Below are 11,474 nucleotides of genomic sequence, written 5' to 3' on the forward strand. Positions count from 1 at the left end.
GGCGGGGCTCCTGGCCGAGGAGGATCCGACGCTCCTGGGCGGCGGCGGCCACGCCCGTCCCCCCGCCGAGCAGCCCCACGGCGATGGCCAGGGCCAGGCCCAGCTCGAAGCCCGGGACGCCGAAGAGGGGGAGGAGGACGAGCGCCGAGCCTCCGCCCGCCAGGAGGAGCAGGGGGGCCAGGACGGCCGGGCGACGCATCAAGGCGCGGGCGCGGGTGAGGACTTGCTCCATGGCCTCCCCTATACTCCTGGGCCGCATGTCCGAACAGAAGACAGGTCCCGAGCACCGCCAGCACGGGCGCGCGCCCATCGAGCTGAAGGTCGACTACAAGAAGCTCAACTCGTTCTTCGCGGACTACACGAAGAACATCAGCAAGGGCGGCACCTTCATCAAGACGAAGAAGCCGCTGCCCATCGGCACGCGCTTCCTCTTCAAGTTGACGGTGCCCCACCGGGAGGCGCCGTTCGAGCTGCTCGGCGAGGTCGTCTGGTCCAAGGCGGACGGTGACGAGCCGGGCATGGGCATCCGGTTCATCTACAGCAGCGACACGCAGCGGGTGGAGTTCGAGACCGTGGTGGAGCGGCTCATGTCCGACAGCCTGGGACCCGAGCTGACCGAGAAGCTGCTCAACAAGCCGCTGCACCCCCAGCACCCATGAAGATTCCGCGTCGGCTCGGCCTGGTCCTCCTGTCGCTCGCGCTCTGCGCCTGTCAGCAGGAGGCGCAGGGCCGGCAGCCCTCGTCCACGCCCCCCGCGCCCGTGAAGCCTCCCGTCACCGACGTCACCGCGAAGGACTACGTGGGCCCCGCGCTGCCGCGCGCGCACGTGCGGCTCAAGGACGCCTTCGGTGGGGTGCACCGGGTGGAGGTGGAGGTGGCCGCCACGCGCGACTCGCGAGAGCGCGGGATGATGTGGCGCACGGAGTTCGCCGAGGGCAAGGGGATGCTGTTCCTGTTCCCCCAGGAGTCGATGCAGGGCTTCTGGATGCGCAACACGCTCATCCCGCTGGACATCATCTTCATCACCGCGGACCTGCGCATCGCGGGCATCGTGTCGCGCGCGGTGCCCCGGTCGATGGAGACGCGCTCGGTGGGCGTGCCCAGCCAGTACGTGCTGGAGGTGCCGGGCGGCTGGGCGGAGAAGGTGGGCTTGCGCAAGGGCTCGCCGGTGGAGTTCGAGGGCGTGTCGAACCTCCGCATCGACCCGTGACGTTGCGCGTGCGTGACGTCGCGCGGCCGTGACGTGATGAAGAAGTGACGCACTGAACAAGCCGTCGCCACACAGCCTCCTCAGGATGCGCTCGCGTCCGTTCGCCCGCATGCGAGCGCGACGCGAACCCCTGGAGGAAGTGGCTCATGTCTTCTCGTCTGTTGCGGCTCGCGGCCGGTGCGGTGCTGTTGGCGATCCCCGGCAATGGGACTCATGGGCTGAAGATTCATCAACTTCGGGCGATGTTCTTCAACCTCTTCGCATGGTCGCTCGGCGAAATTGCATTCCGATGCAGCGGATCTCCGTGCCACAGCGGGGTCGGCAACTCTCGCCTGGGCGACGGAGATGGTCGGTTGTCGACGGCCCCACCCATTCGATATCCCATACGAAAGGCGCTGACAAATGTACGGGCAGAATCGTATGCGACCCGACCGGTACCGTACGCGATCAAGATGCCGGTGATAGCGGTGAGAGCAACAACGCCGAAAGCGATGGCTTCGATGAGCCCCCATGGGCCGTCACCGCTCACCCGATACGCTGCGACAAAGCCAGCCGCAATTGATGGCAGACCAACCAGTACCCACCGCATGGCGACATGGTGAGTGCTCCATCCCACTGGAGTCAAGATGGTGGGCATGCGGCTGTTCAGCGTGGACACCGATGACTTCGGTGCGCCCCTGCCCGCGGGCTTGGTGTTGGGCACGCACTCCAACGACTCGGGTGGACAGACGCCATGGCTCACCATCTTCACGAGCGAGAAGGACGTGTGGGGTGTCTACGGCGACCCATGAGGGCTTGTGGACGTCGAAGAACGACTGGGGCCCCACCGTGCCCGGAATGCAGGCCGATGCGCCGCGTGCGCTCGACTTTGCGTCGCCCGCACCCGGCGACATGGTCAGCTTGGACACGCGCTCCACGCACCACAAGGATGGCCACGGCTTCTTCCTCCCGGACGTGTTCCGTCGCGATGCGGGGGGACAGCCGTCGCGCGAGGTGTATTGGCTCAACCTGGCCATCCTGGAAGTGGCGATGACGGTGGACCCGGCGCTGTTGGATGCGGCGAAGTCTCGACGCCGGGTGGAGCCGGTGGACGAGCGCTCGGGTGGGGTGGACCTGGATGGAGACGGAGTGCTCGCCCGGGGCGTCGAGGTCGTGCATGGACTGCCGACGCACTACGCGGGGGCCGCCGCGAAAGTGAAGGTGCGGCGTGACTTCTATCCGCGCGGCGTCGAGTTCCTGCACACCGTGCGGTACGTGGACCCGGATGCACCCGCGCTGTTGTCCGCGCGTATGAAAGAGGTCCGCTACTCGCGCAAGGACGAGGAGTACACCGGGGACCAGGTGATGGCGTTCTACGGCGCGGAGCAGGAGAAGAAGATGCGCAACCGGCTGCCCGCGTTCCCGGGCACGCCAGAGCTGGGGCTCATCAACGAGTTCGGCTGGCGCTTGCAGGGCTTCATCGAGGATGCGAAGGGCCGGCTGCGCGTGCAGACGATGGAGGAGCACGTGTTCTGCATGGGCTGTCACACGAACCTGGGGGTGACGGTGGACCAGACCTTCGGCTTCCCGCGCAAGGTGCCGGGCAGGGAAGGGTGGCGGCACCAGGACCTGCGTGGCATCGCGGACGTGCCGCAGGCGGGGCACGCGAAGCCGGAGGTGCTCACGTACTTCGAGCGGGTGAAGGGCGGCGACGAGTTCCGCGCGAACGAGGAGCTGCTCGCGCGCTTCTTCGCGGACGGGAAGGTGGATGAGGCGTCCGTGCGTCGGGCCGCGGCGGGAGGGGACAAGGACCTGGCGTGGCTGCTGACGCCGTCGCGTGAGCGGGCGCTGGCGCTGGGGCGGGCGTACATGACGCTGGTCCGCGAGCAGGGCTTCACGAAGGGGCGCGACACGCTGCTGGCGCCGCCGACGAACGTGCTGCCCTCGGTGGAGAACGGCTCCACGGGGCTCGAGGACGCGGGCCTCATCTTCGAGGACGGTCGACTGCACCTCGCGTGGGAGTAGTCGCCTCACGCGTGAGCGTCATCCTCGAAGGCTGTCAACGCTCCGCGAACGGCTGCAACAGGAGAACCGCGCAGTCCCGCTGCTACTTCGCGGCGGGGCGCTCGGCGAGCTCCGTAGCGCGCAGCAGCAACTGCTTCATCGTCACCGTGCCCAGGAACTGTCCCTGCGCGTCGGTGACGACCACCGGCTCGTAGACCGCCTCCGGAGGCCGCGCCATCGCGAGCCCCACGAGCGCCGTCACCGCGACCTGGTCCTCGATGACGAGCGAAGGCGCGTGCGCCGCACTGCCGGGAACCCACGACGCGAGGTTGCGCCGCGTCACCAGCGCGCGGGGCCGTGAGCCCTCGAGCACCACCACGTGGTCCGCCTGCGGCGCATCGCGGAACACGTCGTTCACCGTGTCCACCGTCGCGGACACATCCACCGTCGCGCGGCGGATGACCAGTCCTCCGACCGTCGTGTCATCCGCGCGCTCACGCAGGAGCAGGGCGCGCATCGCCTCGCGCCGCCGCGACTCGAACGCCTCCGCCGGACGCATGGGGCTCGGCGTCGGACGCGCGAGCAGGTAGCCCTGGGCGTGACGGATGCCCAGCCGCAGCAGCACCGTCATCTCCTCCCACGTCTCCACGCCCTCGGCGATGAGGATGGCGTCCACGCTCGACGAGAAGTCCACCAGCGACTTCACCAGGTGCTGCCGGTACGCGTGCAGATGGATGTCCCGCACCAGCGCCTGGTCCAGCTTGATGAAGCGCGGTACGCAGTGCACCAACGTCACCAGCCCCGAGTGCCCCGCGCCGAAGTCATCCAGCGCGAGCCCGAAGCCCTGCGCCGCGCACTCCCGCGTCAGCCGCTGCAACAGCGCGCCATCCTCGATGACCGCCTTCTCGGTGATCTCCAGCACCAGGTGCCGAGGCCCCAGCCCATGCCGCTCCAACAGCGCCAGCGTCGAGCCATCCCCGAAGCGCGGATCACTCAGCACATCCGGGCTCACGTTGAAGAAGAACGGCGCGCGACGCTGGTCCTCCGGCAGCTTCGAGATGCAGCGCAGCGCCGATGTCCAGCACGCGCGCTCCAGCTCCCACGTGTAGCCGGAGACCCGCGCGTGCGTGAACAGCTCGTGCGGTGACTCGAGCGAGCCCTGCCCGCGCGACAGCACCTCGTACCCGATGACCTCTCCCGTGCGCAGATCCACGATGGGCTGGAACGCGGAGGTCACCCCAGGCTCGGTGCCGTTCCACAACCAGAGGGGAATCAGACCGGGCTGTCGGACGAGGGGGTGGGTCATGACGGGGCAAATGTTACCTGACGCTACCCACGTCTACAGTTCATGCCCGCGAACCACCACCACAACCACCACTCAGTGTGCGAGACAGCGCCCGTTCCCCCCTCTACCCGTGTCCGATATCCGGGAATTCCCTGCTCAGGACGTACGAATCCGGGCGGTTTGGGCCTCCGAGGGAGCCTCCTCCCCGACAGGTTGGACGGGCTCCGGGACATGCGCGAGGGTGGCCTGTGAGGCCACGGCGTCCAGTCCCTGTCCCTCTTCCCACTGCACGGAAGACAGCGCGCGGAAGCGTCGCGCGAGGGATGACAGCTCCGCGGCCTTGAGCTGCGCCTGGCCGCTGCGCAGCGACAGCAGCGCCACGCGCGCGCGCTCCAGCAGCGCCACTTCGGAGCGCAGCCTCGCGAGGATTCGCTCACGCCGCACCTTCAGCTCTCCCAGTCGCTCCACCTCCTCCGCGAGCGACGCGGCGGCCGCCTCCAGCTGCCTGCGGGCCACCGCGTCCGTGGTGGCTCGCGCGGCGCGCTCCAGCTCCTCACGCTCGGCCCGCAGCTCCGCCTGCGCGCGCTCCTCGAGCTGGGACTCCACGCCCGCCCACTCGGAGGCCAGCTCCACCGCGTCGCGGGTGATGCGCGCCAGCGTGCGGGCCAGCTCCTCGCGCGCGGGCTCTCGCGGCAACAGCGCGAGCGACTGCCCGCACTGGCGATACAGCGCGAGCGCCCGCTCGCACTGCGTCCGGAAGTCGCCCGCGAGCCGAGGAATCAGCTCCTCCGCGCGCGCCTCCACCGGGTCCGCCGTGAGCGCCAGGTGCGCGGCCACCGAGCTCAGTCCCACGAAGAGCCCCAGGATGGCGCCCGTCGCTCCCGCCGCGAGCAGCGCGGGCGTGGCCAGGTCCGCCAGCCGCGCGGAGAACACCCGGGCAATCTCCGACCCGGCGAGCGTGAGCCCCGCGCCCAGCAGCGCCCCCAGGCCCAGGTGCACGAGGGTGGGGCGCGCCTCCGCCACCTGTCCCTCCACGCCCTTCTCGCTCAGCCGCGCACGCACCAGCAGCGAGCCCGCCGCCGCCGCGCTGCAGGCCACCGTCCACGCGGGCGCCATCCCCAGCGCATACGGCACCGACGTCAGCAACACGCCCAGTCCCCCCAACAGCACGCGGTCCCACTTGTCGCCCTGCGCGCACGCCAGCACCACCGCCGCCGGCACCAGCCACGCCAACGGCAACGGCACCCCCAGCCTCGCCGTGACGAGCTGCACCAGCCCCGCGCCCGCGCCCGCGGCCAGCGCCCTCGTCACGGTCCGCTCGAAGGCTTCGCGGTGGTGCAACTGCAAAATGGTGGCGTTCATCGACACTCCGAGCGTGGGGGCAGGGCAAGGGGCTCCCCCTTTCACGCACGGCCGAATTAAAAGGTCTGCCGTAATGAGAACTCCCCCGGTCCCCGTGGCGATGCGCGCGCTGGTCCTCCACGCCTATGACGGGCGCCCCGAGTCCCTCCAGGTGCAGACGCGCGCCGTGCCGCGTCCCACCGCGGGACAGGTGCTGGTGCGCATGGCCGCCTCGCCCATCAACCCGGCGGACCTCCAGTTCGTGCGGGGCCAGTACGGCGTGCGCAACGCGCTGCCCGTGGTGCCGGGCTTCGAGGGCAGCGGCACCGTGGTGTCCGCGGGGAGCCTCGCGGGACAGTTGCTGGTGGGGCGCCGCGTGGCGTGTGTGGCCCCGGTGGGCGGGGATGGCCTCTGGGCCGAGTACGCGGTGGTGCCGCTGCAGCAGTGCATCCCGCTTCGCGCGCACATCTCCGTGGAGCAGGGCGCCAGCCTCTTCGTCAATCCCTTCACCGCGTGGGTGCTGATGGAGCGCGCGAAGGAGGGCGGCCACGTGGCGCTCGCGCAGACGGGCGCGGCGAGCAGCGTGGGGCGGATGCTGGGCTCGCTGGCCCGTCGCCGGAACGTGGCCATGGTGCACGTGGTGCGGCGCAAGGAGCAGGTGGAGCTGCTCCGCGGCCTGGGCGTCGAGCACGTGCTGAGCAGCGACGAGCCCGAGTTCCAGGAGCGACTGCGGCTCATGTGTCATGAGCTCAAGGTGACGCTCGCCTTCGACGCGGTGGCGGGGCGGCTGACGGGGCAGCTGTTGAGCGCGCTGCCCGAGGGCGGGCACGTCACGGTGTACGGCGCGCTGTCGGAGCAGGAGTGCCGGTTCGACCCGGGCGACGTCATCTTCGGGCGCAAGACGTTGGACGGCTTCGCGCTGTCGGAGTGGGCGCGCCGGGGCTTCGGCCGCGAGCAGCTCAAGGCGCTGATGGGCGTGCCGGCGCTGGTGGGCCGCGAGCTGGAGACGCCCGTGCGCGCGCGGCTGCCGCTCGAGTCCGCGGGCGAGGCGGTGAAGATCGCCTCCGCGGACATGACGTCCGGCAAGGTGCTCTTCATGCCCGCGCAGGGCTCGCTGACCTGACGGGGGCTCGCGCTCAGGCCTTGTCGCGCGAGATGGGGCCGACCTTGCCCTTCGTCACGCGCAGGTAGTCGGCCGGGGCCAGCACGAGCTGCGTGCCTCGCACGCCCGCGGAGACGGCCACCTCGTCGAACAGCTCCAGCGTCTCGTCGACGAAGACCGGGTAGTCCTTCTTGCCACCGATGGCCGTACAGCCGCCGCGCACGTAGCCGGTGAGCGGCTGCAGCTCCTTGAGCGGCACCGTGTCCACCTTGCGGTCCCCGCTCAGCCGGGCCAGCGCCTTCAGGTCCAGCTCCGCGTTGCCGGGCACCACCGCCATCAACACGCCGGTGCGGTCTCCTCTGGCGACGAGCGTCTTGAAGACCTGCTCTGCGGGCATGCCCACCTTGGCGGCCACCGACTCCGCGGAGAGGTCCTCCGGGTCGACCTCGTAGTCGCGCAGCGAGTACTTCACGCCCAGCGAGTCGAGCAGCCGGGCGGCGTTCGTCTTCATCGCGTCACACCCCGAGAACGGCGGCCGCGGCCTTCACCCGCGCGAGGGCATCCTCGGGCGTGGTGCCCACTGCGGACAGGTGCCCCATCTTGCGTCCCTTGCGCGCCTCGCGCTTGCCATACAGGTGCAGCCGCACCCCGGGCAGCGCCAGCGCGTCCTCGAAGCGCGGCCCGCCCTCGCGCAGCCACAGGTCGCCCAGCAGGTTGACGATGGCCGCCGGGCGCACCACCTCCACCGAGCCCAGCGGCAGGTTGCACGCCGCGCGCACCGCCTGCTCGAACTGCGAGGTGAGGCAGGCGACCTCCGTGGAGTGGAAGCTGTTGTGCGGCCGCGGCGCCAGCTCGTTGACGAGCACCGTGCCGTCGCGCAGCAGGAACAGCTCCAGCACCAACAGGCCCTCCACCCGCAGCGCGTCGGTGATGGCGCGCGCCAGCTCCGTGGCCTTCGCGGACACCTTCTCCGGCAGGGGACCCGGCAGCAGCGACCATGCGAGGATGCGCTCCTCGTGGTGGTTGAAGGCCGGCGGATACACCGCGAGCTCGCCCTTGGGGCTGCGCGCCACCAGCACGGACAGCTCCGACTCCAGATCCAGCGCGGCCTCGACCACGACGGAGCGCTCACCCAGCTCACGCCACGCGGAGGCGGCCTCACCCGCGGACTTCACCTCCACCTGCCCGCGCCCGTCGTAGCCGCCCTCGCTGGACTTCACGAAGCACCGCCCGCCCAGCGCCTGGATGGCCTGCGCCAGCTCGTCGGCGGAGTGCGCCTCGCGCCACGGCCCCACGGGGAAGCCGCCCCTGGCGAGCCAGCCCTTCTGTCGGCCCCGGTGCTGGATGATGTTCAGCACGGACGCGCCCGGCCGCATGGGCGCATGGCGCGCCACCGCCTCCAGCGTCGCGAGCGGCACCTTCTCGATTTCGAGCGTCACCGTGTCGCAGCCCTTCGCCAGCTCCTCCGCGGCGGCGATGTCCCCGAAGGACGCGGTGAGGCAGCGGTCCACCACGGAGCGCGACGGGCACGTCGGGTCCGGGTCCAACGCCTGCACCTGGAAGCCGAGCGTGCGCGCGGCCAGCGCCATCATCCGCCCCAGCTGCCCTCCGCCGAGGATGCCAATCGTCCCCCCGGGGAGCACCACGCGCGGGCTCATGACAGCTCCCGGTGCGCGAGCACCTCGTCGGTGCGCGCCTTGCGCCACGCGGCCAGCCGCTCGCGCAGCTCCGGATACTTCAGCGCCAGGATGGACGCGGCGTGCAGCGCGGCGTTGGCGGCGCCCGGCTTGCCGATGGCCTGCGTCCCCACCGGCACGCCCTTGGGCATCTGCACGATGGAGAGCAGCGCGTCGATGCCGTTGAGCAGCGTGGTGGGCATGGGCACGCCGATGACCGGCAGGAGCGTCTTCGCGGACACCATGCCCGGCAGGTGCGCCGCGCCCCCCGCGGCGGCGATGATGAGCGACAGCCCGCGCGACTCGGCCGTGGACGCGTACTCCATCATCCAGTCCGGCGTGCGGTGCGCGGAGACCACGCGCACCTCGTGGGGGATGCCCAGCTCCTTCAACACGTCGATGCCCGGCTGCAGGTACTCCAGGTCGCTCTTGCCGCCCATGATGACCCCGACCCAGGGGGTGTTGCCGCTCGCCATTCGGTCCACGCCTCCATGCGCTCTCCGGCCGAAGGCTGGAGGAGGGCGGAGATAGGCGGGGGGCGGGGGACGGTCAACCTGGAAAGACGTCCCCACGCCCGGGGAGTGGGAGAGCGCACAGCCGCGCCCTTCAGTACGTGGAGCCCACCTTGCCGAAGCCCTTCAGGGCCTTCACCTTGGACTTCTTCACCGCCGAGCGCAGCTCCTCATCGCTGCCGGCGCTGCTGTACTCGTCCAGCGTGGCCTGCTGCTCGGCCAGGTCCGCGGCCACCGCGGCGGGGCTGGCCACGGCGCCGGCCTCCTGGAGCATCACCTGGTTCTGCTGGATGTAGCCCTTGGCCTCCTCGCGGCGGCCGTCACGCAGGGCCTCGGCGGCCTTCTGGAGGTTCGCCGCGCTGCGCGCCCGCACCGCGTACACCGTGGCGTCCTTGTCCTGGCGCGCGAGGACCTCCTCCCGCCGGTCCGTCACCACGGCGGACAGCGCGGCGTTGTCCTCCACCGGGGCCTGGCGGATGAGGTCCGAGTAGCTCAGGGACACGTCCGTCACGCGCACGGTGCTGCCCACCGCCTGGCCCGTCGTCACCAGCCTGACGACGACGCGCTCCAACTGGCCGGCGGAGAAGTCCGGCAGCGACACCGTCACCTGGTTGCCGGACTGCCGCGCGTTGTAGCCCATCACCTCGCCCAGCGACGTGCCGGACGGCAGCGTGAAGGTGAGCGTCACGCCGCGCGCCACCGTCGTGGAGGCCTGCTGCAGGTCCTTCTGGAAGAGGGCGGCCAGCTGGCTTGCGTCCTCGAGGAAGCCGTACGCGCCCGCGCCGTACTCGGCGAAGGCCTGCATCAGGTCCTCGTTGAAGTCGGTGCCCACGCCGATGGCGCTCACCGTGATTCCGGACGCGCGCAGCTCCTGCACCTGGCGCTCGAGGCCCTCGTCGTCGGTGATTCCCTCGGTGGGCTGCCCGTCGCTCATCAGGATGAGGCGGTTGACGCGGAACGAGGACTGCGCGGTGGACAGCTGGAAGCGGCCCGCGGACAGGCCCGCGGCGATGTTGGTGCCGCCGTCATCCCAGATGCCGTCCACGTACTGGAGCATCCGCTCGCGCTGCGCGGGCGTGGCGAGCGCCGCCGGCAGGCTCTTCACGTCCGAGCCGTAGTGGACGATGGCCAGCCGGTCCTCGTCCCGCATCAGCCCGATGAGGTGTCGCGCGGCCTGCTTCGCCTGCGCCAGCTTGTAGCCGCTCATGGAGCCCGACCGGTCGATGACCAGCGCCAGGTTCACCGGGCTGCGCTTCGCCCCCGGCACCTCCGCGCCCATCAGGTCCACCGTGGCGAACAGCTCCGAGCTGCCCGCGGGGACGTACGGGTGCGACAGGCGGCTGGTCATCGTCAGCGAGCCGGGCGCGCCCGTCAGGGGAGGGGGCCTGGGCGGCGGCTCCACCACCACCACGGGCTGCGTCTTCGGAGCGCCCACCTGGGGCAGGCCCAACACCAGCGCGGTGAGGGCCAGGACTCCGGCCAGGGAGAGGAAGAGGACCGTTCGATTCATGGGGCAGGGCTCCTGGGCGTGAGGACGCGGGCCCTGCCTTTACGAACCAGCGCGGGGAAAAGGTCTATCCCCCGCGCCGGAAAGTGTCACCCACCCTGCGAGGTGCCCAGGCGCCCGGCGCAGAAGAAGGGCGAGTTGTTCTCACCGAAGGTGTTCCGATAGAAGTCCTCGTCCGCGGAGCGCAGCGCCTCCAGCGTCTCCTGGTCGAGCAGCAGCGAGCGGCACGTCATGCGCTTGGGGAGGTTGGGCTCCACGTCCGTGGTGTCCTTCACCTCACACGCGCTGGCGCTCGCCCCGTCGATGCAGGGCTTGCTGCAGTAGCCGCGTGCCGGCGCCGTCAGGTTCACTTCACCTTCCTCGGTGCGGGCTCGCGGGTACTCCTGATCCCGCACGCAGATGAGGTCCTCGCACTCCACGGAGCCGAAGGAGATGAAGTCCTGGCGATCCGCCACCTCGCTCTCCAGCACCGGCACCGCACCCGTCGGATACTCGGCCTCCTCCTGCGGCGTGGCCGCCTTGCGCACCAGGGTGCAGGGCTTGCCGATTTCGCTGCTGACCTTGCATCCCGCCAGCACGAACACGGTGGTCGCGAGGAACGCGGCTCGGACGGACATCTTCATGAGACCTCTTCAAAAGGGGGGGAGGGGCGTGGAGGGGCCACGCTCAACGCTCCCCAGGGTAGCACAGCACCTCCCCGTGCCAACGACCCTCGAGTCGCACTGTCCGCCCTGGAATTGTGCAGGAATACCGGAGAGATACAGGGCAGACAGGCATCACAAGGGCGGTTGCCGCTCGGGAATACGACCGATAGGATGGCGAAGCAGAAAGAGTCGCGCTGAACCCCCCGGTGGAGTC

At 70.4% G+C, this 11,474-nt stretch carries 13 protein-coding genes; 5 read left to right on the plus strand and 8 right to left on the minus strand.

Annotation, left to right across the window (positions count from 1 at the left end):
* Nucleotides 1-232, minus strand: a 232-nt coding sequence (locus FL311_RS35525) for a hypothetical protein (RefSeq protein ID WP_228557302.1), incomplete at its 3' end; no start/stop codon positions are given.
* Nucleotides 233-257: 25 nt separating this feature from the next.
* On the opposite strand from FL311_RS35525, the gene plpQ reads away from it, so the two are divergent.
* The 4 genes from plpQ to FL311_RS35545 all read left to right on the plus strand — a co-directional run bounded on the left by plpQ (nucleotide 258) and on the right by FL311_RS35545 (nucleotide 3,214).
* The gene (plpQ, locus tag FL311_RS35530) at nucleotides 258-659 is read left to right on the plus strand and encodes a motility regulator PlpA (RefSeq protein WP_046712779.1); all 402 of its coding nucleotides are present in this window, start codon (nucleotides 258-260) and stop codon (nucleotides 657-659) included.
* Nucleotides 656-1,210, plus strand: coding sequence for a DUF192 domain-containing protein (locus tag FL311_RS35535; RefSeq protein WP_141332131.1), 555 nt, complete (start codon nucleotides 656-658; stop codon nucleotides 1,208-1,210). The genes plpQ and FL311_RS35535 overlap by 4 nt, the downstream gene beginning before the upstream one ends.
* 626 nt (nucleotides 1,211-1,836) lie before the next feature.
* A complete protein-coding gene (locus FL311_RS35540; RefSeq protein ID WP_194869495.1) occupies nucleotides 1,837-2,001 on the plus strand; it encodes a hypothetical protein in 165 nt (54 codons plus the stop codon).
* Entirely contained in the window at nucleotides 1,982-3,214 is a 1,233-nt protein-coding gene (locus tag FL311_RS35545; RefSeq protein WP_194869496.1) for a hypothetical protein, read from the plus strand. Before FL311_RS35540 ends, FL311_RS35545 begins: the two co-directional genes overlap by 20 nt.
* An 82-nt stretch (nucleotides 3,215-3,296) precedes the next feature.
* Here FL311_RS35545 and FL311_RS35550 read toward each other — a convergent pair whose 3' ends face one another.
* The gene (locus tag FL311_RS35550; RefSeq protein WP_141332132.1) at nucleotides 3,297-4,499 is read right to left on the minus strand and encodes an EAL domain-containing protein; all 1,203 of its coding nucleotides are present in this window, start codon (nucleotides 4,497-4,499) and stop codon (nucleotides 3,297-3,299) included.
* Nucleotides 4,500-4,634: 135 nt separating this feature from the next.
* Nucleotides 4,635-5,840 carry a hypothetical protein gene (locus FL311_RS35555; protein WP_141332133.1) on the minus strand — a complete coding sequence of 402 codons (1,206 nt, stop codon included), beginning with the start codon at nucleotides 5,838-5,840 and terminating at the stop codon, nucleotides 4,635-4,637.
* A gap of 73 nt (nucleotides 5,841-5,913) precedes the next feature.
* Between FL311_RS35555 and FL311_RS35560 the strand changes: the two genes are divergently transcribed.
* Nucleotides 5,914-6,942, plus strand: coding sequence for a zinc-binding dehydrogenase (locus tag FL311_RS35560; RefSeq protein ID WP_194869497.1), 1,029 nt, complete (start codon nucleotides 5,914-5,916; stop codon nucleotides 6,940-6,942).
* Nucleotides 6,943-6,955: 13 nt separating this feature from the next.
* On the opposite strand, the gene ybaK is transcribed toward FL311_RS35560, so the two are convergent.
* The 5 genes from ybaK to cglC all read right to left on the minus strand — a co-directional run bounded on the left by ybaK (nucleotide 6,956) and on the right by cglC (nucleotide 11,239).
* On the minus strand, nucleotides 6,956-7,432 hold the full coding sequence (ybaK, locus tag FL311_RS35565; protein WP_141332134.1) for a Cys-tRNA(Pro) deacylase: 477 nt from the start codon (nucleotides 7,430-7,432) through the stop codon (nucleotides 6,956-6,958).
* A 4-nt stretch (nucleotides 7,433-7,436) separates the two neighbouring features.
* The gene (gene purK, locus FL311_RS35570; RefSeq protein ID WP_141332135.1) at nucleotides 7,437-8,579 is read right to left on the minus strand and encodes a 5-(carboxyamino)imidazole ribonucleotide synthase; all 1,143 of its coding nucleotides are present in this window, start codon (nucleotides 8,577-8,579) and stop codon (nucleotides 7,437-7,439) included.
* Complete coding sequence (gene purE / locus FL311_RS35575; RefSeq protein ID WP_046712787.1) at nucleotides 8,576-9,073, minus strand: 5-(carboxyamino)imidazole ribonucleotide mutase; 498 nt, start codon at nucleotides 9,071-9,073, stop codon at nucleotides 8,576-8,578. Before purE ends, purK begins: the two co-directional genes overlap by 4 nt.
* A 130-nt stretch (nucleotides 9,074-9,203) precedes the next feature.
* A complete protein-coding gene (locus FL311_RS35580; RefSeq protein ID WP_141332136.1) occupies nucleotides 9,204-10,619 on the minus strand; it encodes a VWA domain-containing protein in 1,416 nt (471 codons plus the stop codon).
* 86 nt (nucleotides 10,620-10,705) lie between these two features.
* Complete coding sequence (cglC, locus tag FL311_RS35585) at nucleotides 10,706-11,239, minus strand: adventurous gliding motility lipoprotein CglC (RefSeq protein ID WP_141332137.1); 534 nt, start codon at nucleotides 11,237-11,239, stop codon at nucleotides 10,706-10,708.
* Between the last annotated feature and the right edge of the window lie 235 nt (nucleotides 11,240-11,474).

This window comes from Myxococcus sp. AB025B (assembly GCF_006518215.1).
In the GTDB taxonomy this organism is placed as follows: Bacteria; Myxococcota; Myxococcia; order Myxococcales; family Myxococcaceae; genus Myxococcus; species Myxococcus fulvus.